We start from the raw sequence: 22,543 nt of genomic DNA on the forward strand, positions 1-22,543 counted from the left end.
GTTACAGATTTGTTTGTTCAAAGTTTTGTTCAGTTTTCAATGTGCTACTGCGTTGCTCCCTTACGAAACAACTTAATTAGTCTATCACGCTTATTCTCGCTTGTCAACAACTTACTGAAATTTATTTCAGAAAATCTGAAATACGTTTTACAGCAGCTTTTATTTGAATTTCCGAAGCAGCGTAACTTATTCTAACATACCCTTGCCCCCCAAGTCCAAAAATTGAACCCGGAATAACAGCAACCTTTCCTTTTTTAGCTAAATCTAAAGCAAAGGAATGATCGTCAACGCCGTATTTAGCTGGGATTTTAGCAAATATATAAAAGGCACCATCAGGGTTAGGAATCTCAAACCCTAAGTTAATTAGCTCCTGATATAAGTAATCCCGTCTTTTTTGATAGGCGAGTTTCATCAATTCTGTATCAACTTTCCCCGCAGGTGTTCCTAAGGCTTCGGCTGCAGCGGCCATCGCCGGATTGGAGGCTGCTGTAGTGGCAAATTGATGGACAACATTCACTTTTTCTACTAATCTTTTCGGGCCAGCCACGAAACCAATCCGATATCCAGTCATAGCATGTGACTTTGAAACACCATTTAAAAGCAAGGTCTGTTCTGGCAATAACTCTGCCATGGACACATGTTTTTGATTATAGGTTAGTTCCGAATAAATTTCATCGGAGATAACAATCATGTCAGTTTTTTTAATAATTGCTGCTAATGCAGTCAATGCTTTTCTATCATAAGTTACACCAGTGGGATTGGAAGGGAAATTCAATATAAGCACCTTAGCATGACCGGCACTATCTTTAATGGCCTTTGTAAGTTGTTCAGGAGTTAGGACAAAATTATTAGCCGAAGTATCCAAGTAAACTGGCTTTGCACCATTTAGTAATACGTCCGGCCCATACATTGAAAAAATAGGTGTCGGAATTAAAACTTCATCCCCAGGATTCAACAACGTTGCCAAAGAATCATAAATCGCTTCGGTCGCACCGACTGTTACAACTATTTCATGATTGGCATTGTAAGTTAAATCATAACGATCAGCTAAAAAGTCGGTAATTGCTTGACGAACAGCTAGACTACCACTGGCCGGTGCATAGTGTGAATCATTTTCTTCAATAGAACGTATAGCCGCTGCCTTAATGTGATCTGGCACATTAAAATCTGGTTCTCCAAGGGTTAATTTAATAATATTAGGAACCGAACTAACCTCTTCATCAAAGGCCCGAATAGCGTTAGCTCCCATCGCTTGCACTTGACGATTTAAATTAGATATAACTGAGTTTTTAATACTTGGCATCAAAATCCTCCCACCATCTAAAAAATAAAACTATCAATGATATGTGTTAATGTTAGTTAGAAAAAAATTATAACACACTAATTTAAATCCATTATACCGCATAAAATCAGAAATTCTTGTAATATCTTCTTGGTTGTATGCCAATTATCATTATTAATCAAAGTTGCTCGCCCAACTAATTCAGGTGGCAAGGCTAAATCTCGCAGATATTCAGCCGACTGCAAGCGATGTTGCTGTTGTTCAGGATGATCACCACGCTTTGCCAATCTTTGGCGTAAAACATTAGAATCAGAAACGGATATATACAAAATAATCACTTTATCAGCTAGCTCTTGTGCATAGGTAATTGCACCTGCCGTATCTAAAACAATGGTGACAACCTCACTTTTTTGCCAAGCACAATCCAATCCCTCTAAAGAGGAGCCATACTGAGCGCCAGCATAAACAACTGACTCTAAATAATGATTTCTATTAAAAGAGGTAGAAGTTTCAAAATAATAATCTCGACCATCTGTTTCATGAGCACGTGGAGTGCGCGTCGTATGGGTTATTACTCGAGCCATATGCCATTGCTGTTCTAAATATTTAGCAACCGTAGTCTTTCCAACACCAGTTGGACCTGTAATTACAATCACCTTTTTAGCCATATATTGTAACCCTTCCATCAATGTATTCTCGTTTCTGTTAAAGAATATCACTCAAATAATCGACAAGTAAATAAAATTACTGGTAAAATCAAGAATATTCTATATAGAAATGCGAGAAACAAAATGGATATGATTAAACGTGCTTTTCAGCGTGAATCAGTAGAAGGATATCTTCAAAAGGATTCACAAATGAAACGCCTATTAACCACCAAAGATTTAATAGGTTTGGGAGTAGGAACCGTAATTGGTTCTGGAATTTTTATTTTACCCGGTCATGAAGCAGCTTCCCATGCTGGACCGGCCGTGGCGATATCGTTCTTATTAGCTGCTATCTTCTCTGGAATAGCTGGTATGGCCTTTGCTGAATTTTCTTCAGCAATGCCAGTTGCAGGATCAGCCTATTCTTATGGGAGTGTAGTTTATGGTGAGTTAATCGGTTGGCTTCTAGGTTGGTCATTAATTTTGGAATATTTCCTAGCAGTATCAGCCATTTCAACTGGTTTTTCAGCTTATATGAATAATTTATTAAATATTTTTGGTGTACATCTTCCCAAAGCCTTACAAGCTGGTCCAGTGGAGGGCGGTACTATTAACCTTTTGGCCGTCTTAGTAATTTTATTAGTTACCTGGGTAATCTCCCGTGGGATTAATACTTCAAAATCAATTGAAAACGGTGCAGTCTTTATTAAAATTGCTATTTTAATTCTATTTATTGTTGGTGGGTCTTTCTTCGTTAAGACTAGTAACTATGTACCATTCTACCCCAAGGAATTTCAAACTGGTCTACTAGGATTACATGGTATTACCGCCGCTACTGCTGGTATTATCTTCTCTTTCTTAGGATTTGATACTATTGCCGCTCATGCTGCTGAAGTCAAAAACCCTACTAAAACAATGGCCAAAGGGATTCTGGGTACTGTCATTATTTCGGCCTTACTTTATACGTTTTTCGCTATTATCCTAACTGGAATTGTTAACTATAAACAATTAGGGGTTGATGACCCAGCAGCCTTTGCTCTACAGACAATTCATCAAACACAATTTTCAATTGTCATTACTATTGGGGCATTAATTGGTATGTTTACCGCCATTTTAGCGATGGTCTTTGCTTCATCACGTCTAACCTATTCTTTCGGGCGTGATGGTTTACTACCCAAGCAATTGGGCCATGTTTCAAAACGACACCAATTGCCTACTAATGCTTTGATTCTAGCTGCTGTAGTAGAAACTATTTTAGCCGGTTTAGTGCCGCTAAGTACACTCGCTAGCTTAATTAATATCGGTACTCTAACAGCCTTTCTATTCATTAGTTTCGGTATAATTTTGTTACGGCAGCGTAAAGATATCACCAATGACGGCTTTAAAATGCCCCTGTACCCTGTTTTACCAATAATAAGTAGTTTTATTAGCCTGCTACTAATTATACAGCTTCCGGCTGAAACCTTAGAAATGTACTTGATTTGGTTAATTCTGGGAATCGTCTGCTACTTTATTTATGGTATTCATCATTCTTCACTTGGTAAGAAATAAAAAATGGTTGACCAAAAGGTCAACCATTTTTTATATAACATTTCGATGACGCTGATAACTCTCAACAATATGGTCATAAATACCTGCATCCACTTTATCCAAAACAGGACCTAATAAATCCATCACCTTACTATAATTATAATCATTATTATAGATTTGACGTGCTTCCTTGCTTACCTCAGCTACCATGTGGTTGGTCTGACGATAACGATTAGAGTACTGCAATAATTGTTCAGCGATGATAGCTTCATCTACAATTTTTTGTGTCTTTTCATGTAAAGTATCAGAGTCAACCACAACAATATTTAACTGACGTTGAACATCATCCATATCTACTAGGCTGGCTCGTAAAATACCATCTAATCGCTTAATCTCATCCAAAACACTATAGTAAAACTCTAAATATACTTTTGGTAGTCCAGGTAAATTCATTCGCTCCAAACGCTGTCGGATGGATTGAATGCTGTCCATATTTTGGTCACAAATCTGTTTAGCAGATTGAAAGGCCGGTTCAATGCCAATGATTTGCTGCCACAATTCAATTTGACTCGTGTTAATTTCCTGCATTTGATTCAACCAGCGTTCCTGCATGCCGACGGCTTGACTGTACGTAATCTTAGCCTGATCCAATTGCTCATTGGCAGCCGTGACATTTCGACTAATCATATCAATTTGTTCTAAAAATCCCCTTCGATTTTCTAACTCATGATGAGTGAAACGATATGACTGGCGTAATCGTTCTAATTCAACAAACAAATTTTGATTTTGTTCACGTAAACGTTCAAGTCCTCGATCAACTGCTTTAACATTGATTTGAAAATTTTGCTGAGCATTCAACTCACCCTCTAATAGGTCATAACTATCTTGAATTTGTTGCTCAATTTTATCAATATGTTGCTGTGTCTCTTTAATTTTTAAATCTACTAACAACACTAAAGTTCCTTCACGTTGTTGATCAATCAAAGATAGACGATCAGAAATATCTTCTAAAAAGATAATGCCCTGATGACGTAGAGTCTGGTAACCACCAAATAATTCTGCCAATTGCTCAACAAATTTAATATTTAGGCTAGTAAATAAATCAGGGATTTCAGTCTGCATATTTGCTAACTGAGTATTTTCCATGGCTAATTGCTCATAAACATTACTGGCCGCAGCCTGATCACCTGATTCGGTCAATGTAGCAAATTCTTGATAATCATTTTCTAGCTGGTTGATAAACTGCAACAAGGAATGGTAAGCAGGCCCATAAGCTTCCCGTTGGTCATCAATCGATTGACGAATAATCGCATAACTGCCTTGTAACTCAGCAATCGCTTTTTTATGGGCTTGACTGGTATCCTTTAACTCTTTTAACCCCACACGAATTGCTTGGACATCATCAGTAGCCTCACCAACCAAATTCCGTAATTGATCTAAATCACCTTTAGCCTTCAGTAAATTAACACTAGCAGCGCCATTCAAAACTAGCTCTAATTGGCGATCAATCGCCATAAATTTATTTTTTTCAAGTCCACTATAACGACTTTCAAGGGTTTGATAATCTTTCAATGATTGTCCAATTAATGAAAGTTTACGAGCTTCAATGAGCTCCTGATTAATATCAAAAGCCATCAAACGAGCTTTGATTTCACCAAGCTGTTTAGCCTTATTCTGATAACTTCTTTGTAAAAAAACAACGATAATAGCCGTGACAACGAAAACGGCAATAGCAATTATGATAAAAGTCCACATATTAATATTTCACCTTGGCCTTATCTTCTTAATTTTCCCTTTGTATAAAACAATACCGCATTTTAGATAAATCAAATGGTATTTACTCTAGCTTTAGTGTTTTCTTAATAATTTGGTGATTATCATTATTTCTGATATAATGTGAGAGTTGTATTGAGTTGAGTAGCAGTAGGCAAAGAAGCGCGTCAACAACGTCGCAATTCGTTAGTAAGGACAAGCTACCGTCACTGAGAAACGTCAATTATTGACGCTGCACGCATCTGGTGCCTACCCTCAAATGTACAGCAAATACATTTTGGAGGACATTATATATGTCACGTTATACAGGACCTAAATGGCGTATTTCACGTCGCTTAGGCGTTTCACTATCTGGTACCGGTAAGGAATTAGCTCGCCGTGCCTACGCACCTGGAGACCATGGAAATGGCCGTCGCGGTAAAGTATCTGAATATGGTACTCAGCTTCGCGAAAAGCAAAAGTTGCGTTTCACTTATGGTTTGACTGAACGTCAATTCCATACCCTATTTAACAAGGCTGGTAAGATCCGTCAAGGTACCCATGGTACTAACTTCATGATCTTATTGGAGCGTCGTTTGGATTCATTAGTTTACCGCTTAGGTTTGGCTACTACACGTCAACAAGCACGTCAATTAGTTAACCACGGTCACATTCTTGTTGATGGTAAGCGGGTAGATATTCCTTCATACGAAGTTGAGCCTGGTCAAGTTATCTCAGTTCGTGAAAAGTCAAAGAATATTGTGCCAATTCAAATCGCAATTGAATCAGTCGTTTCTCGTCCACAATTCGTTTCATTTGATGCTGAAAAGTTGGAAGGATCACTTGTTCGTTTGCCAGAACGTGAAGAATTGGATGCTGATATCAACGAAGCGCTTATCGTTGAATTCTACAACCGTTAATATTCTTTTTAAAATTTGTCATCACTCAGTGGTGGCTTTTTTTGTATAATGCTAACAATTATCCTGCTAACAAGAGGAGTTAACCAATTATGGATATCAACGAACGTTTGCAACAAGAACAGCTAACTGGTGGTAGTTTACCCCAAATTAACCCAGATGAACAAAATCGATATTTAGGTACCTTTAGGGAACGGGTTGTGGTCGCCATACGCCAATCCCAAGTTGATAATCCCAAAATTATCACAGATTTTACCACGATTTTATCCCAGCATCCTGAAGGTAAACTACTAATTGACGCTAATTTAACTGGGGATAATAATGCTACTTATATTCAAATAGCAGGAAAAACTAACCATCCTTTTACCTTACTGTCTGATAATCAAAAAAGCAGTCATCAAGCAGATTCGATAGCAGTCCTTTTGGCAGCTGATTATGCTGTAAATATCGATAATATTTATCTAAGTTAGGAGTTCCAATCGTGCAACAAAAACCTCTGGCATATCGTATGCGGCCAACTAAAATCGAAGAAATTATTGGTCAGCAAGATTTAGTCGGTAAAAATAAAATTATTTGGCGTATGGTTACTGCCCATCGCTTAAATTCAATGATTTTATACGGCCCTCCTGGCACCGGAAAAACCTCAATTGCCAGTGCTATTGCCGGGTCATCAAAATATTCTTTTCGTCAATTAAATGCCGCTACCGATGGTCAAAAAGAACTTCAAATTGTTGCTGAAGAGGCTAGGATGTCCGGCACGGTTGTTTTACTACTAGACGAAATTCATCGTTTAAATAAAGTAAAACAGGATTTTTTACTTCCCCATTTAGAATCAGGTGCCATTATTCTCATTGGGGCGACTACTGAAAATCCCTATATCAACGTTACACCGGCAATTCGTTCTCGAACACAGATTTTTCAAGTTCATCCATTAACCGAAGCCGACATTAAGACTGGCATCAAACGTGCCCTAGCTGATAAAGAACATGGACTCGGGATGCATCAAGTACACCTAAGTCCACAAGCGTTGACGCATTTATCCCAGGCTACCAATGGCGATTTACGTAGCGCACTTAACAGCCTTGAAATTGCTGTCCTATCAACTGCAGCCAATCAAGACGGGATTATTAATATATCTCTCTCCATTGTTGAAGAAACTACCCAAAATCAAGCAATTGTCGCTGACAGAGATGGTGATGCTCATTACGATGTTATCTCAGCTCTGCAAAAATCAATTCGGGGATCCGATGTTGACGCCGCACTCCACTATACTGCTAGAATCATTGAATCTGGTGATTTAAATAGTCTTGTAAGGCGTTTAACTGTCATTGCTTATGAAGATATTGGTCTAGCCAATCCCAATGCTGCTCAGCATGTCATCAGCGCTTTAACTTCGGCCCAAAGTCTTGGCTTACCGGAAGGCCGCATTCCGATTGCTAACGCAGTCATTGAATTAGCACTATCGCCAAAATCAAATTCAGCTTATCTTGCTATCGATCAAGCCCTAGCCGATTTAAAAAAGAAACATCATTTAGATATTCCAAAGTATTTAAAAGATGCTCATTATAAAGGCGCACAGGCATTAGGTCATGGGATTGGTTATCTCTATCCACATGATTTTCCAAACGATTGGGTTGCACAGCAGTATCTACCTGATGCCATTAAAAAACAACAGTACTTTAATCCCAAAGGAAATTCACCTTTTGAATTGCAATTAAAAGAAATCAATCGTAGTTTAAAAAAGCAACAACAGGATAATTTAGACTCGTAAAAATGATTATCTGTCAAGACTATTATTAACTATCTAGACGCGTTACAATATCAGTTGGAGTTACTTAAGTATACGCATTGCTACATCATCAGCTTTTTCCTTACAACCTTTATTTTTGGATGAGAATACTTAAACGCCAAGACAAGCCCTTTCGTTTGGTAGTCTGAACGTTAAGTGATTCACCCACCTCGAAATTTCGAGGAAAATCTGCGTAGCGATTAACGGTGCTATGTAAGTTTTTCCCAGACAATCGTCTGTAAACCCATCTTGTTGATGGGTTTTTTTAACTTTAAATTTAATTCCATCAGCGCTATACTATTCCTAGAAAACAAAGAGGGGTATTACTATGGTCAAAGATTATCAAAAGATTCTTGTGCCTATGGATGGTTCCAAAGAGTCTGAAGCAGCATTGGCACGAGCAATTGATTTAACAAAGTTGGCTGGTGATTCAGCCACTTTATCAATTCTAAATGTCATTGATACACGTGTTTTCCAAAATATTGCTAGTTTTGACGACACCATGGTTGATGCCGTGGCTGATCAAGCACGTAAAAGTTTAGAAAAGTATCAAAAACAAGCTCAAGATGCAGGCATTAAGAATGTCGATTACTTAATTGAATATGGCTCACCTAAGGCATTGATTGCTAATGATGTTCCCACAGAATTAAAAGCTGATTTAATTGTAATTGGTGCCACAGGTCTCAATGCAGTTGAGCGCTTTGTTATTGGATCGGTTACTGCCTATGTTACTCGTGCAGCCATTACCGATGTTTTGGTAGTTCGCTAAGTACTATCAGTATAAATAATAAAAGGACCTCACTTTTATCAGTGAAGTCCTTTTATTATTTGATTTTTTAATTAAACTTCCCAAGCTTTTCGTCGCCAAGAGCTTCAAAAGCATAACTCAACTTACTATTATATTCATACTCTTCAAAACCATACTGAACAAGAAGGTCTGCTAATTTAGCATTATCAATATCGGAGTAGTCCCATAAGCGTTTGAATAACGACATGTTGGTGAACCCTGGTAAAGTATTAGGTTCTCCCAAGTAAGGAACATTGTTTTCATCAATTAAAAAGTCCATACGAGCCTCACCACGTAAATCCAATACTTTATAAGCTGCCAAGGCCATGGACTTAATTTCGGATGTTACTGCGGCTGGTAAGTGAGCTGGAATTTCAAACTGTACGGCTGAATTATCAACAAACTTACTCTGATAATCATACCAACCGTCACCGTTTTCCTGTCCAGGGACATGATGAGCACCTATTTCAGATACAATAGGGCTCTGGTTACCAATAACCCCTACTTCAAGTTCCCGTGGACCACAAACAGCTTCTTCAATGAGCACTTTATGATCATATTGGAATGAATCAGCCAATGCAGCTTTAAAATCAACTTCATTATCAGCTCGTGAAATTCCAACTGAAGATCCCTGATTAGCTGCTTTTACAAATACTTGATTACCAAGCCCGGATACGACTTGCGACCATGTGATTTCATCTGCCTGATTCGCATACACAACCAAATACTTAGTATTACGAATATTATTATAGGTTAAAAGTTCTTTAGTTAGCACTTTATCGAAACTTAAAGCATGCCCACGCAATGGCGCTCCCACAAATGGTTTATCAAGCAATCGGAACAAGCCCTGAATAGTACCATCTTCGCCTAAATTACCATGTATAACTGGGAAAAAAATATCAATATCTGGAATCTCATTTAAAGCTGCCACCTGAGCTAGCGTATTACTGGTATCAATTGTAGCCATATAGGCATCAACTAATGGCTTTTCATCAGCTTGGTACATAATTTCTTTTGAACGAACTGGGTCAATAAAATAACCGTTTTCAGCAATTGCTATCACTGTTGTGCGATATTTTCCCGTTGCCTCTAGGGCTTCGTAAAAATTTTGAGCAGAGCGTTTTGAAACATCATGTTCAGATGAATTACCACCAAATAATAGGGCTACATGCTTCTTATCCATAAATTTCCCACCTTCTTATGATAAATAATTTTTAGTCGTTAATACATATTCAAAAATTTTTTTTGGTACTTGATCCGCGCCGGCCACAATGATTTCATGGAAAAAATCCATTCGATTATACATCTGCTGCCACCGACTACGGTTTTGTATAAATGGTTCATTAACAATATCTTGCCGCCATAATTTCAAGGAAAGCAAAATATAATCTGAATACAATTGATTCTTCTGAGCCAAATTTATCAAAGCATCAACAATTTTGCCTACCTCTCCCATCGTTAAAGGAGTGTCTAACAACCGGAAGTTAGTCATAATTGCCGCTGTTAAATATACTTTATCAGCTCTTTGAAGATTCGGCAGCATAAATAATTCATTTAAAACATTAGCAAGGTGGGTGAAAATATGTACCCAGCCTTTACCGTCAATAAAACCACGAGTATCTTGTTCCATTAAACTAATCAAAGCTACTTGATCAACCATTCGATCTAGTAATTGCTCAGAAATAAAATTTTCATTACTTGTTCGGTTTTTAACCAACAAAATCCACAATATAGCTAAATGATAGGAACGACCAAAACTAGCATTGTTAGGTTTTTCCATTAAATGATTGAATAATGCATTATCCTTGATTACTTCCGCAGTTAACCAGGCTAATTGTTCTTGGGATAGATGATCATTTTGAATGGCCATACTTAAGAAAAAAAAGGCACCTGTATCTCGATATTTTTCATTAGGACTAGCTAACTGTTTGACAATTAATTGTAAATCATAATTTGATAGGTCATTCTTTACAAAATGATGCTCGTCATTATGAACCCAAAAATCCTGGTAATTTTCAATAATAGTTAAGGCATCCTGACTATCATCCGGTAGAATAATCGGCGTTAATTCTGATAATTCAAAATTCTTACGCAAAGGCAGCATTAAATCACCCAAGGATTCAAATATCAAACCCTTTTGTGTTTTGAGACGAATCTGCCCCATACTGGTCTTAATTTTAGTTAGACTGTCCATCAAATTGAAAATCCCGTTGATTCATTAAAGGTATCACTTTGCTGTTGATATCCAATCGATAAGATTAGGCCAACACCAATTAAATTGCTCAATAAGGAAGATCCCCCCTGTGAAATAAATGGTAGTGGAATCCCTGTTAGTGGCAATATGCCAATGCTCATACCGACATTTTCAAAAACGTGAAATAATAGCATCATGACAACCCCAGTTGCAATATAGGCGTAAAAAGCATTACGCGCTTTAAAGGTTGCCTTAACCATCAAGTATATCAAAGCAGCATAAAGTAAGATCAAAAACGTACCACCGACAAAACCAAAGGTTTCACCGACCACTGAAAAAATCATATCCGATTCACGCACTGGGACAAAAACTTTTAAATTCCCCCAGCCAGATCCCCATAATTGACCAGATCCAATAGCCTTTAAATTTTGATAAGTTTGATATCCAGTATTGGAAGTATCTTGTCCTGGATGTAACCAGGCATCAATTCGCGCAAACTGATAGGCCTGGAAACCAAGTCCTCCTAAAATAGTCCGACCGAACGATGAAGTAACTAAAAAGATTAAAGTTGAACCTACGGTAACTGCCACAGTGATCAATGGTCCTAATATTTGCCAAGTTACCCCTGAAACTAATAAGACACCACCTAGAATTGCCATGAAAACTAAAAGCGTTCCCAAATCATTTTGAGCACCAATTAGAATACCAATTGGCATAAAACAAGCAATCATTTTTCCAATTAAAACCCAATCTGATTGATTGGTATGTGTTGGAAAAAGTCGATTATGGTTAGCCACAATCTTACTCAACATCAGAATAAAGGCCGGCTTAACCACTTCAGAGGGCTGAAAAGAAATTGGTCCAAAAGCAATCCAAGACTTTGCCCCCGTTTCGGCCGCAATTCCACGATTGTAAAGAAATAGCACCAAGATAAGCAATATAATCCCAATACCGTAAGCAATTGGAGCTAACCGCCATAATTGTGAGGCGTCAAAGCGAACTAAGAAGACAATAAATCCGACACCAACTACCCAATATAGGAATTGCATTATGACTGCTCGAATCGGAGATGTCCCCGTTCCCCCATTAGCAATTGCGAGATACAAAGATCCCAAACCGATAATCATGAACAGAATTAAAATAAGTATAATTCCCCAGTCTAATTCTGAGGCTGAAGACCGATTAGAACGATGTGCTGCTAATTGTTGCATCTTTACCACCTATTGCCATTAATATAATTAAAACTTCTAGTAACTATATACAAAAACCCTTTGCGTAAGCAAAGGATTTTTAAATAATCTGATTACTACTTAATGATAAAGATTATAATTAGCTAAAATTGCATTCAAAGCTTCTTCAACTGAAGCTGCAGAACTGATAACCCTTTGCTCGCCGACAAATCCGACAAATATATCATCGTTCTTTTGAATTATTCCAACTAAATTATCATTAACTTTAACTTGTGTCTGATTTTCTTCATCACTGAGGGTTACAGTAAAATTATGATTTTTTTTACTCATGAAACTAACTCCGACGTTTTGGCTTAGCCATCATGTGTTCTAACAAAGCACCCGTCCCTTTAGCAACATTATCCAATGGAGATTCTGCTACAAAGACTGGTACACCCAAATTATCAGACAATAAACGATCCATCCCCGCCAACAAAGCACCACCACCAGTCAGCATAATACCACGATCAATGATATCAGCTGCTAGTTCTGCGGGTAGTTTAGAAAGAGCAGAATGAGCGGCCACGACAATTTGCTCCAATGTTTCATGCAAAGCTTCTTCAACTTCATTTGAGTTAATGGTAATTGTCTCTGGCATTCCATCAAAGTTATCACGACCACGAACTTCCATAGTTTGCGGATTATCACTTTGTAAGGCTGAACCGATTTCGATTTTAATCGTTTCAGCTGAACGTTCCCCAACAACTAAATTATGCCGGCGCTTTAGGTAGTTTACAATATCAATATTCATGCGGTCACCAGCCACACGAATCGATTCTGAAACAACAATATCACCTAATGAAAGAATGGCAATATCAGAAGTTCCACCCCCAATATCAATAACCATTGATCCAACCGGCTTAAAGATATCCAAACCGGCACCAATTGCAGCCACTTTTGGCTCGTAATCTAAATAAACCTTGGCTCCACCCGCTTTTTCAGCAGCTTGAATAATCGCCTTACGTTCAATTTCCGTAATATTAGTTGGCGCACAAATCATAATGTTAGGCTTTGACATAAAACCCTTAACATTTAATTTGTTAACAAAATAAGTTAACATTGCTTCGGTCACATCAAAATCAGAAATAACCCCATCTTTTAATGGACGTACGGCACGAATATTTCCTGGAGTTCTTCCTACCATCCGGTAAGCTTCTGCCCCAACTGCTAAGACGCGATCTGACTTGTCATCAATAGCAACCACAGAAGGTTCGTTAAGTACAATACCTTCTCCTTCAACGTAAATTAATACGTTAGCAGTTCCTAAATCAATTCCGATATCTTTTGCCATTCTTAATTTCTCCAGCAATCTTTATTAATCTGGTCATTAGTCGTTAAAATTAAACCAATATAATCCTCTGTATTATATCACATTCTTCTACATACGTAGGGATTCCAGTATTAATGTTTTAATATTGAGCTGGGTAATTGAAAAATCCATTCGGCAATTGTAATGAAAAATAAGGCCAACAAGAAACCAAGTACTGTGGCCAAGACTACTTTTAGTAATGCAGCTTGGCGTGGTGTATAGGGCATTATTTTGGCAAAATTAATCGGCTTTAGCAGCATAAATACTAGATATATTAGTAACATAGTCAAAAGTAACATTGTTAGAGGGGGCATAGGGGGATCCTTTCAAGCCTTATTTCCCTTAGTCTAACACATAATTATCGAGCTAACGTAACGCTCCTAACTTCACCTACTCCAGCTTGGTAGAACAAGTCTGCTGCATGATATAACGTCGCCCCAGTCGTGTAAACATCATCAACCAATAGAATCTTTTTCCCACTCAAATCATCAATAGTTCTTGATAGTGCAAACGGCTGCTGTGAAATTAAACGATCTTTCCGTTGTCGAGCTGATTGATGTCCTTTATCAACTAATGCTACAGATAATAATTCTTGATAGGAAGTTGATTCCAGCATGGCAGTAACCTGATTAAAACCGCGGATCAACCATGTTTGCTGGCTAACTGGAATTGGTACAATAATGTCCATCCCCTGCTCTTTGATTAAACTTTGTAAGATTTTAGTGAAAATGTCTTTTAATTGGTAATCACCAATAAATTTATACATACGCATATATTCTTTCATAGCTTGGTTATAAGTAAAACAGGCTTGATTTTTTAATAAAAATTTCCCTGCTTGTTGCCAACGTTGGCAATCAAAACATAACTTTAAGCTATCCTGTAATCGACCACAACCGGAGCAAACAGTTTTATTATTCAATTTCTCAAAATTAGTCATGCATTTTTCACAAATTTTAGTTTTCTTTATTCTACTGATACCTAATAAAGAAAATATATCACGATTAACTTCAATCTTTAGCTGACAAAGGCGACAATTCATCTTTAACCCCGAACTTCTTTTTTAATTGACAACCACGCTGATTCATAGCATTAATTTGCTTTTGAGCTCGAAATACAGATAAGTTAACCTGCTTAACCACAGCCAAGACCAAACCTGTCGGCCGTTCATGACTTCGTCCCACTCGTCCAGCAATTTGTACTAGGGCATTTTCACTAAAAGTAGTTTCATCTGCCCCTAAAATTAAGACATCAATGCCGGGTAGAGTAACACCTCTTTCTAAAATCGTAGTCGTAATTAAGAATTGAATATTTTTTTGGCGCATTTGTTGAACTTTTTCAATTCGATTGGGGTCGTTAGCATGTACTGTTGTCCCTTTTAATTGAGTATAGTCTTGCAAATAACGCTCAACAATAATTAAATCGCTAACGTAGGGTACGAAAATTAAAAATTGACGTTGCTCCTCGATAAAAACTTCAATTTGTTTTTTTAGAAGTTTAGGCATCTTTAAGCGCCAATCGTTAACCCGCTTGATTTGTAATTTAGGTAATAATTGTTGATGAAAACGTAACGGTAAATAAGAAACTCTTAAATTACCTCGCTTAACTGCTGTTTTTAAATCTGGAGTTGGGGTCGCTGTTAAATAAGCTATCATACTCGTCCCTTTCTGGGCTGTTTGAACCGCGTATTGAAGCATCGGATTTCCTCGAAAAGGGAAACTATCAACCTCATCAATAACCAGTAAATCAAATGCTTCTTTAAAGCGTAAAAGTTGATGGGTAGTCGCCAAAACAAGTTGAGTATAACCATAGGGTGTTGTTTGTTTACCATGTAAAACAACCTGTGACAAATTGGAAAAAGCCGCTGCTAATCTAGGCGCTAATTCAACAATTACATCCACTCTGGGTGAAACCAGCGCTACTCGCTTTTTTTGTTGAAAGGCTTTTAATAGCAGAGGAAATAGCATCTCTGTTTTTCCAGCACCAGTAACTGCCCACACTAAATGATTTCTTCCTTGTTCCATACTTTTCACTAAATCTTTACTGACTTGGACCTGTTGTTTAGTCAAAGTACCTGGCCAGACTAACTCAACCTGTCCATCAAAATTGTTGGGCTCTGGTAGGAAAATTAAATCATCCAACGAGCTAACTCTCCCTAAAATTAAACAGGCCTGACAATAAAATTGGTTTCTAGGTAATGATGTTCTTTGATTTTGTCCACATCGTTGACACACTCCTTTTATAAAACTAGCTGTTCTTTGATACTCTTCATCTGTTTTTTGAATTTTAGGACAGGTAATCATTCGTCCAAACAATAGTTCTTTATCCATCATGATATAATACGATTCATGGATAAATTCTTAACAATCCGCTCCGAACAAGGTGAGTGGCAACAAACAATTAAAAAATCACAATTTATCGTTAATTTTATGCGTATAGACGATGAACTAGCGGCTAAAAATTTCATTAATCAAATTTGCAAAGAACATTACAAGGCTACTCATAACGTTTTTGCCTATGTAATTGGTGATAATGACGAAATCAAGCGCTACAGTGACAATGGCGAACCGTCTGGTACTGCCGGTATCCCTATCTTAGAAGTCCTTCAGCGCCGTCAAGTGCACAATGTAGCTGCCGTGGTCACGCGTTACTTTGGTGGTATCAAACTGGGAGCCGGCGGATTAATCCGGGCCTATGCGGGTACCGTCGCCCAAGGATTGAATGCCTTGGGGTTAGTGGAACGTATTTTCCAATTAGAAGTCATACTAACAATCGATTATAAAAATGCCGATGCTCTAACATATTGGATTAAGCAGAACCAGTATCATATGCTAGATACAACTTTCGACACTGCGGTTCATATCACAATTGCCATTGACGAGCAAAAAATCAATGCGGTCGAGCAAACGCTAAAGGATAAGTTTTCAGGAAACATTCTCTTCCAGATTGGCCAGCCAACCTACTTGGAATTACCAGTACAATGAGGTATAATGAAATAGTTCGCGCGGTTAGTGTAATGGATAGCACACAAGATTCCGGTTCTTGAGATCCGGGTTCGACTCCCGGATTGCGCATTAAAAAAGCAGTTAGTCATTACGATTAACTGCTTTTTATATTTTAATGAAAATCGCAAGATAACTCATGAGCATTTATGATACCAACTGCTTGTAAGTACGCTTGTAATACTGTTGGTCCTACAAATTTAAAACCATTACTCTTGAATTGCTTAGCTAATTTTTCAGAGATAACTGTTTTACTAGGAGCTAGATGATAATCAGAAATTTTTTGATCAATGATTTGATTCTGAGTAGTCTGCCAGATATACTGATCTAGATTTTTACCGTCGCGATGCCATTGTTGAAGGATTCGTGCATTATTAATTACCGCTTCAATTTTACCTCGATGACGAATAATACTCGTATTAGCCAATAACTCTTTAACTTGATCAACTGTCATACTTGCTACCGATTTAATATCAAAATTAAAGAATGCTCGCCTTAAATTTTCACGTTTTGATAAAACAATTGCCCAACTCAAACCAGACTGAAACATCTCTAAACAAAGCATTTCAAATAGGCGTTGTTCATCATGGCAGGGACATCCCCATTCCAAATCGTGATAATTTTGCATCAGTTCTGAATCGGAGTAATTCGCTACCCAACTGCAACGTTGTGTCATGAACTTACCTTTTCCTCATTTAGCATATTAAAAAACACCCCAAAGGGTGTTTTTATTTTACTTACTTTGAATATTTTCACGAGCTTCAGCTGAAAGGTTGTAGAAAGAATGTACACCTTTGTACTTAGCAGTTGAACCAAGCAATTCTTCAATACGCATCAATTGGTTATACTTTGCGATACGATCAGTACGTGACATTGAACCAGTCTTGATTTGACCAGCATTAGTAGCCACAACCAAGTCAGCAATAGTAGTATCTTCAGTTTCACCAGAACGGTGTGAAACAATCGCTGTGTATCCAGCTTCCTTAGCCATCTCAATAGCATCCATGGTTTCAGACATAGTACCAATCTGGTTAACCTTAATCAAGATTGAGTTAGCGGCACCCATGCGGATTCCCTTAGACAAGTACTCAGTATTAGTAACGAAGAAATCATCACCAACTAATTGAACCTTCTTACCAAGTTCCTTAGTAATAGTTACCCAGTCATCCCAGTTATTTTCATCAATAGGATCTTCGATTGAAATAATTGGGTAACGGTCAGCCAAGTCTTCCAAGTACTTAACGAATTCTGCAGTTGAGAATTCTTCCTTAGTTGACCAACGCAAAACGTACTTTTCCTTGTCAGCATCCCAAAGCTCTGAAGCAGCAACGTCAACCGCAATAGCGATATCCTTACCTGGCTTGTAACCAGCTGCTTCAATAGCTGAAATCAAATATTTAAGAGGTTCTTCGTTGTTAGCGAAATCAGGAGCAAATCCACCTTCATCCCCAACAGAAGTTGCCTTACCATCAGCTTCCAAAAGCTTCTTCAAGTGATGGAAAGTTTCTGAACCATAACGGATAGCTTCCTTGATTGAAGGTGCCCCAACAGGCATAATCATAAATTCTTGGAAATCAACCTTGTTATCAGAGTGAGCACCACCGTTGATAACATTCATCATTGGTGTAGGCAATACGTAAGAATTCATACCACCAATGTATGAGAACAAAGGCATTCCTAATTCATCAGCAGCTGCACGAGCAGCAGCGATTGAAACAGCTAAAATCGCATTAGCTCCTAGCTTACCCTTATTGGCTGTACCGTCTAATTCAATCATGGCTTGATCAATCGCACGTTGATCTGTCACGTCAAACTTACCAACCAAAGCTTTAGCAATAACGTTATTAACACTATCGACGGCCTTAGTAGTCCCCTTGCCCATGTAACGAGACTTATCACCATCACGCAATTCAACGGCTTCGTGTTCACCAGTTGAAGCACCAGATGGTACGATTCCACGACCGTAACCACCAACTTCAGTAATTACTTCCGCTTCAACAGTTGGGTTTCCACGTGAGTCCAACACTTCGCGTGCAACAATATCAGAAATCAAAGACATGTTTTGTGTTCTCCTTTTAATGTTGATTCTAAAAACAAATCCGACTTAATTGTATCATCATTTAGTTAGAAGATAAACAATCAACTTATACAAGCTTTTAGAGCGCCTCAAGCACCCGTATCAAGAGTAATAACCTTTAGGACTGAGATGAACTAGTTTGTTTGGCGATTCCTATTAGACTCAAAAATTGTTCCGGATCTAACGCAGCACGGCCAACCAAAACGCCATCAATATCTGCCTGTCCCATGATTTGAGCGGCATTATTCACATCAACCGATCCACCATACAGAATTCTTATCTTTTCAGCAATTGATGGTGAGTACAATTGAGCCAGAGTTTGTCGAATGAGCTGAGCTGCCTTTTGGGCCTGTTGTGCACTAGCTGCCTCACCTGAACCAATGGCCCAAGTTGGTTCATAAGCAATGGTGACATTACGTATCTGATCTACTGAAACCCCAGCTAAAGCAGCTGCTACTTGAGCAACTGCCGGCTGAGCATCCATTGACTGAGTGTACACGCTCATATCTTCATCAATATCTATAATCGGCTTTAAACCATTCCTCAAGGCAGCCATGACCTTTAAATTAACAGTAGCATCAGTTTCATTAAAGAACTTACGTCGTTCAAAATGACCAATTAATACATAGGTAACTCCTAAATCAGCCAAAGCTCGTGGCGAAGTTTCCCCCGTATAGGCACCAGCATCTTGCCAATGAACATTTTCAGCAACCACATGGATGGGACTATTTTCAGTTTCGCGCACCATATCGGCTAAGAAAATATCCTGAGCGGCAATCCCCGTTTCGACTACGGAACAATTAGGTACCTGTTGATTTACTTTTTCTAGATAGTCAAAGACTTGCCCTTGAAGTTTGTTAATCTTCCAATTAGCTACCACAAAAGGTATCCGACAAGTTTTATATGTCGTCATTTATCGTCACCTCGTAACATTAAAAATATGAAAACAGCTTCAATTAACAATAGCCAAGTAATGTCAGTGGGCTTAGCTTCCATCAGTGCCAATAGTATGTAGGTCACCATCAAAACCCCTAAACCACTTCCAGTTTTAATAAACGTGCGATGATATTTATTACCACTTAATTTGTTAACTAAATCTTGATTTTCAGCTCGCAATTCTGTTAAATCCAATTTTAAACTTTCCACCTGGTTAAGCAACTTATCATTTTCGTTTTGCAACCATTCCACCTGATCTTCCTGATTAGGCTGGCTTTCATCCTTACGCCACTTAAATATCTTCATAATTCCACATCTCCTATACTTAGTATAATGGATTCGCCTTAAAATCAGAATATTAAATGGTTTTCTTGACAAATATAAATGATAACAGTACCATGTATAAGTTATCTGATGCAGTCGTGGCGGAATTGGCAGACGCGCAGGATTAAGGATCCTGTGTCCGCTTTAGGACGTGCGGGTTCGACTCCCGCCGACTGCACTATCATAAAAATAGGAATCGGTACTCCGATTCCTATTTTTTGTATGTAACCTTCAACAGAAATAAAAAAAGAAACCTCAAATATGAGATTTCCTTTAAGACTATGCCGACTGCCGGCATATAAAATGCTAATTTATAAGTATTTTAATAACATTGTGTCTAAATTATGTCTAATAGAATCAGCCGAACTATAATTAATAGTCTAGGTGCTTTTTATGTTCCAATTTTTGCTGTTTTGTTTGACGAGAAAAACAGCAAAGTTCGAAATGCTTAGAGCGCCAACGGTTTTCTCTTTTAATTTCCTTATGACAATTTGTTGGTTTATGTTTTTAATTGTTTAATCAAACAAAAAAAGACGTTAACCCAATGGGCAACACCTTAATTTGCCACTCAATGACCTGTCTTGCGACAGTGTACACGCCATTTCCGAGCAGCTAACAACTAAATTATATCATATATGTACGGGCAAAAGCCCTTTTGTTACTTAGTCTTATCAGCAATAGCCTGCGCTAAGTCATGAATTTCAGACTTGGTCTGCTCATCAATGACGCCTATAGCTTGCTGTGCTGTATCTGATTGAGAATCTGGTTGAGGTGACTCAGATTCTGGATGTGGATCTGTCTGATTGTTAACTGGTGCCGCCAACAAGTCCCAAGTACGTGCATCTCCGTAAAAGATAGAACGGTCATAAGGTACGCATACATACTGCCACATTGTAATGATTTTCCATTCTTTAATGTTAACAAAATGAGTATTGTCTGCCCAGTCTTGCAATTCTTGCGTGTATTCAGTAGGAGCCATATATGGGTAATCAGCAATCCACACAGGGTTATCTGCCATATCTTCCCATGAGTATCCATGCACGCTATTAACAACGTCAGAATAACCAATATATAGCCACACCTTCTTACCAGTCTTCTCATAGATATAGTCAGCAATTTCTCGTGGTTCATAACCACTTAAAACTGGATAACCGGCCATATTTTCAAAATCAAGCAACAATGGTACATCAGGGTCATAACATTCAGGAGCTGCATTATCTAAGAAAAATTGCGCCTGCTCTTTAGCATCAATTCCGCCGACGATGAAGTGATAAAGCCCTAACTTCTTACCTGATTCTTTAACTTGGTTAACCTGTGTAGTAACGTGCTTATTTACATAACTATTACCTTCCGTAACCTTAACGATCACAGCATCATTTTCGGAGATGATTCCACTAATGTCGGCAGGGTTGTTATCTGATACATCTGCTACAAACATATTATTTACCTCCATATTGAGAAAGTAGTGCTCGTTGAATTGATGCACTATTAGACTCACTAATCGATGTATTGGCTGAACTCTGTGTTTCAAAATTAAGTTTTACTTCTGAAAATTTGCCTTTATCAGCTTGATTCAAGCTTTTGCTTGCACGCTCATTCATTTTCTGAACCGCATATTCTAGCTTATCCCCTAGTTGTTGATTTGAAAAAAGGCCATTCATACCATTGGCATTTAAACGTTCCTTTACTCGCTCAATAGCTTCTTGTCGCTTGTCAGCACCAACCATGTCAGTATTTTCTAAAGCTGAAACAGCATCATCAAACCAACCAGCTACTAGTGCTACGTTGTGTAGTTTAGTGACTTTTTCAATATTCACCGAATACTTTTTAATTAAGCTGATACCCGCATGAATTAACGGACCAAACAGGCCAAGCAAAGCTAATAACATAACTAAAAGCTCATATGACTGTGTAATCTTCATGTTGACGAAATCTCCTCAATTTTATCTGAATAATCATGGCCACCCATCGCTAGCAAATCAGTATTGAGTCGTTTAACTAAATCGTTTAACAATCCAACCTGCATTCTCAGTTCTTGGTTTTCAGTCATAATTTTTTTGTTTTGTTCATTGATTGTCTTGTACTGTACGCTGATAATTTCATATTTAGAGCTAACATCAGCTAACTGGTCCATTAACTGGGTGTTCTTGTCACTAATTTCTTTAAGGCTTTTATCTAGGCGGTCAATCATATCCGTCTGCTTAGTCATGAAAGCATCTTCATGTTCTAGCATCGTGCTATCACGTTTCACACGATTTTTAATCCACACACCTAGAAGCACACAAAGAGAACCAAATGCGGTTCCTAGTGCTCCCCATGTTTCTGCGCTAACTATCACCGGCAATCCTTTCCGCTCGTTTAACAACTTCCTCTATCTTCCGCTCGCCCATTAATTTATAACGAGCCTCGTTGTAAATTGACGATAATGAAAATATAAGCATTGCACCATACACAAACGGGTCCATCCGCCAATGTCCTGAATTAATACAGTCTGCAAAGTAGCAAAACGACAGCATTCCAAACAAAAAAACCGCTACTAAAAGTAAGAGCAGTCTAATCTTGTACCACCAAAAATCCCAGATAGCATTTACGGTAGTAAATGCTCCAATTAATAAATAGATAATACCTGGCACCAAGTCATCTACCCAGTCGATTTCTGGTGGTAATGTAATTTCTAATTGGTTAAATCTGAATAAGATAAATGAACCCACAATCATTTCAATCGCTCCGATTAACCATAAGTCGTTATTTCTAAAAAAATGTCTAATCAT

The 22,543-nt window shown here is 38.0% G+C and carries 25 protein-coding genes and 2 tRNA genes; 8 read left to right on the top strand and 19 right to left on the bottom strand.

Features of this window, described 5'->3' with window-relative positions; all coding sequences use genetic code 11:
• Nucleotides 1-121 precede the first annotated feature (121 nt).
• Nucleotides 122-1,303, bottom strand: coding sequence for an aminotransferase class I/II-fold pyridoxal phosphate-dependent enzyme (locus M4974_RS07255; protein ID WP_248706785.1), 1,182 nt, complete (start codon nucleotides 1,301-1,303; stop codon nucleotides 122-124).
• A gap of 77 nt (nucleotides 1,304-1,380) precedes the next feature.
• Entirely contained in the window at nucleotides 1,381-1,968 is a 588-nt protein-coding gene (locus M4974_RS07260; RefSeq protein WP_248706786.1) for a guanylate kinase, read from the bottom strand.
• 105 nt (nucleotides 1,969-2,073) lie between these two features.
• Between M4974_RS07260 and M4974_RS07265 the strand changes: the two genes are divergently transcribed.
• Nucleotides 2,074-3,480 (top strand): APC family permease, encoded by a 1,407-nt coding sequence (locus M4974_RS07265; protein ID WP_248706787.1) that lies wholly within the window; start codon nucleotides 2,074-2,076, stop codon nucleotides 3,478-3,480.
• Between the two features lie 30 nt (nucleotides 3,481-3,510).
• On the opposite strand, the gene M4974_RS07270 is transcribed toward M4974_RS07265, so the two are convergent.
• Nucleotides 3,511-5,214 (bottom strand): septation ring formation regulator EzrA, encoded by a 1,704-nt coding sequence (locus M4974_RS07270; RefSeq protein WP_248715885.1) that lies wholly within the window; start codon nucleotides 5,212-5,214, stop codon nucleotides 3,511-3,513.
• A 311-nt stretch (nucleotides 5,215-5,525) separates the two neighbouring features.
• On the opposite strand from M4974_RS07270, the gene rpsD reads away from it, so the two are divergent.
• The 4 genes from rpsD to M4974_RS07290 all read left to right on the top strand — a co-directional run bounded on the left by rpsD (nucleotide 5,526) and on the right by M4974_RS07290 (nucleotide 8,686).
• On the top strand, nucleotides 5,526-6,131 hold the full coding sequence (gene rpsD / locus M4974_RS07275; protein WP_089940295.1) for a 30S ribosomal protein S4: 606 nt from the start codon (nucleotides 5,526-5,528) through the stop codon (nucleotides 6,129-6,131).
• Nucleotides 6,132-6,220: 89 nt separating this feature from the next.
• The gene (locus tag M4974_RS07280) at nucleotides 6,221-6,598 is read left to right on the top strand and encodes a YueI family protein (protein WP_248706789.1); all 378 of its coding nucleotides are present in this window, start codon (nucleotides 6,221-6,223) and stop codon (nucleotides 6,596-6,598) included.
• Between the two features lie 38 nt (nucleotides 6,599-6,636).
• On the top strand, nucleotides 6,637-7,899 hold the full coding sequence (locus M4974_RS07285; RefSeq protein ID WP_248706825.1) for a replication-associated recombination protein A: 1,263 nt from the start codon (nucleotides 6,637-6,639) through the stop codon (nucleotides 7,897-7,899).
• 346 nt (nucleotides 7,900-8,245) lie between these two features.
• Entirely contained in the window at nucleotides 8,246-8,686 is a 441-nt protein-coding gene (locus M4974_RS07290; protein WP_248706790.1) for a universal stress protein, read from the top strand.
• A gap of 67 nt (nucleotides 8,687-8,753) precedes the next feature.
• Here M4974_RS07290 and M4974_RS07295 read toward each other — a convergent pair whose 3' ends face one another.
• The 8 genes from M4974_RS07295 to M4974_RS07330 all read right to left on the bottom strand — a co-directional run bounded on the left by M4974_RS07295 (nucleotide 8,754) and on the right by M4974_RS07330 (nucleotide 15,763).
• Nucleotides 8,754-9,887 carry a D-alanine--D-alanine ligase family protein gene (locus M4974_RS07295; RefSeq protein WP_248706791.1) on the bottom strand — a complete coding sequence of 378 codons (1,134 nt, stop codon included), beginning with the start codon at nucleotides 9,885-9,887 and terminating at the stop codon, nucleotides 8,754-8,756.
• A 15-nt stretch (nucleotides 9,888-9,902) separates the two neighbouring features.
• Nucleotides 9,903-10,898 carry a DUF2785 domain-containing protein gene (locus tag M4974_RS07300; protein WP_248706792.1) on the bottom strand — a complete coding sequence of 332 codons (996 nt, stop codon included), beginning with the start codon at nucleotides 10,896-10,898 and terminating at the stop codon, nucleotides 9,903-9,905.
• A complete protein-coding gene (locus M4974_RS07305) occupies nucleotides 10,898-12,109 on the bottom strand; it encodes an FtsW/RodA/SpoVE family cell cycle protein (protein WP_248706793.1) in 1,212 nt (403 codons plus the stop codon). Before M4974_RS07305 ends, M4974_RS07300 begins: the two co-directional genes overlap by 1 nt.
• A 99-nt stretch (nucleotides 12,110-12,208) precedes the next feature.
• Complete coding sequence (locus M4974_RS07310) at nucleotides 12,209-12,418, bottom strand: DUF2969 family protein (protein ID WP_248706794.1); 210 nt, start codon at nucleotides 12,416-12,418, stop codon at nucleotides 12,209-12,211.
• Between the two features lie 4 nt (nucleotides 12,419-12,422).
• Nucleotides 12,423-13,418 (bottom strand): rod shape-determining protein, encoded by a 996-nt coding sequence (gene mreB / locus M4974_RS07315; protein ID WP_305883123.1) that lies wholly within the window; start codon nucleotides 13,416-13,418, stop codon nucleotides 12,423-12,425.
• Between the two features lie 110 nt (nucleotides 13,419-13,528).
• Nucleotides 13,529-13,750, bottom strand: coding sequence for a DUF1146 family protein (locus M4974_RS07320; protein WP_089940321.1), 222 nt, complete (start codon nucleotides 13,748-13,750; stop codon nucleotides 13,529-13,531).
• A gap of 44 nt (nucleotides 13,751-13,794) precedes the next feature.
• A complete protein-coding gene (locus M4974_RS07325; protein WP_248706796.1) occupies nucleotides 13,795-14,373 on the bottom strand; it encodes a ComF family protein in 579 nt (192 codons plus the stop codon).
• A 70-nt stretch (nucleotides 14,374-14,443) separates the two neighbouring features.
• Nucleotides 14,444-15,763 (bottom strand): DEAD/DEAH box helicase, encoded by a 1,320-nt coding sequence (locus M4974_RS07330; protein WP_248706797.1) that lies wholly within the window; start codon nucleotides 15,761-15,763, stop codon nucleotides 14,444-14,446.
• A gap of 18 nt (nucleotides 15,764-15,781) precedes the next feature.
• On the opposite strand from M4974_RS07330, the gene M4974_RS07335 reads away from it, so the two are divergent.
• Both M4974_RS07335 and M4974_RS07340 read left to right on the top strand, forming a co-directional pair.
• Complete coding sequence (locus tag M4974_RS07335) at nucleotides 15,782-16,417, top strand: YigZ family protein (RefSeq protein ID WP_248706798.1); 636 nt, start codon at nucleotides 15,782-15,784, stop codon at nucleotides 16,415-16,417.
• An 18-nt stretch (nucleotides 16,418-16,435) separates the two neighbouring features.
• A tRNA-Arg gene (locus tag M4974_RS07340) sits at nucleotides 16,436-16,507 on the top strand.
• A gap of 43 nt (nucleotides 16,508-16,550) precedes the next feature.
• On the opposite strand, the gene M4974_RS07345 is transcribed toward M4974_RS07340, so the two are convergent.
• The 4 genes from M4974_RS07345 to M4974_RS07360 form a co-directional block, all read right to left on the bottom strand.
• On the bottom strand, nucleotides 16,551-17,111 hold the full coding sequence (locus M4974_RS07345) for a DNA-3-methyladenine glycosylase I (RefSeq protein ID WP_248706799.1): 561 nt from the start codon (nucleotides 17,109-17,111) through the stop codon (nucleotides 16,551-16,553).
• Between the two features lie 57 nt (nucleotides 17,112-17,168).
• Nucleotides 17,169-18,494, bottom strand: coding sequence for a phosphopyruvate hydratase (gene eno / locus M4974_RS07350; protein ID WP_248706800.1), 1,326 nt, complete (start codon nucleotides 18,492-18,494; stop codon nucleotides 17,169-17,171).
• A 136-nt stretch (nucleotides 18,495-18,630) separates the two neighbouring features.
• Complete coding sequence (gene tpiA / locus M4974_RS07355) at nucleotides 18,631-19,425, bottom strand: triose-phosphate isomerase (protein ID WP_248706801.1); 795 nt, start codon at nucleotides 19,423-19,425, stop codon at nucleotides 18,631-18,633.
• On the bottom strand, nucleotides 19,422-19,754 hold the full coding sequence (locus tag M4974_RS07360; RefSeq protein WP_248715886.1) for a hypothetical protein: 333 nt from the start codon (nucleotides 19,752-19,754) through the stop codon (nucleotides 19,422-19,424). Before M4974_RS07360 ends, tpiA begins: the two co-directional genes overlap by 4 nt.
• A 110-nt stretch (nucleotides 19,755-19,864) precedes the next feature.
• Here M4974_RS07360 and M4974_RS07365 point away from each other — a divergent pair.
• Nucleotides 19,865-19,950 (top strand) — tRNA-Leu (locus M4974_RS07365).
• 480 nt (nucleotides 19,951-20,430) lie between these two features.
• Here M4974_RS07365 and M4974_RS07370 read toward each other — a convergent pair.
• Genes M4974_RS07370 through M4974_RS07385 form a run of 4 tightly spaced genes read right to left on the bottom strand, consistent with a single transcriptional unit; the run spans nucleotide 20,431 to nucleotide 22,543 of the window.
• Nucleotides 20,431-21,225 (bottom strand): GH25 family lysozyme, encoded by a 795-nt coding sequence (locus M4974_RS07370; protein ID WP_331473768.1) that lies wholly within the window; start codon nucleotides 21,223-21,225, stop codon nucleotides 20,431-20,433.
• Nucleotides 21,212-21,694 (bottom strand): phage holin, LLH family, encoded by a 483-nt coding sequence (locus M4974_RS07375; protein WP_248715887.1) that lies wholly within the window; start codon nucleotides 21,692-21,694, stop codon nucleotides 21,212-21,214. The genes M4974_RS07370 and M4974_RS07375 overlap by 14 nt, the downstream gene beginning before the upstream one ends.
• Entirely contained in the window at nucleotides 21,691-22,110 is a 420-nt protein-coding gene (locus M4974_RS07380) for a hypothetical protein (RefSeq protein WP_089940268.1), read from the bottom strand. Before M4974_RS07380 ends, M4974_RS07375 begins: the two co-directional genes overlap by 4 nt.
• Nucleotides 22,100-22,543 carry a hypothetical protein gene (locus tag M4974_RS07385; protein ID WP_248715888.1) on the bottom strand — a complete coding sequence of 148 codons (444 nt, stop codon included), beginning with the start codon at nucleotides 22,541-22,543 and terminating at the stop codon, nucleotides 22,100-22,102. Before M4974_RS07385 ends, M4974_RS07380 begins: the two co-directional genes overlap by 11 nt.

Origin of the sequence: Convivina praedatoris (genome assembly GCF_933208495.1) — a bacterium.
In the GTDB taxonomy this organism is placed as follows: Bacteria; Bacillota; Bacilli; order Lactobacillales; family Lactobacillaceae; genus Convivina; species Convivina praedatoris.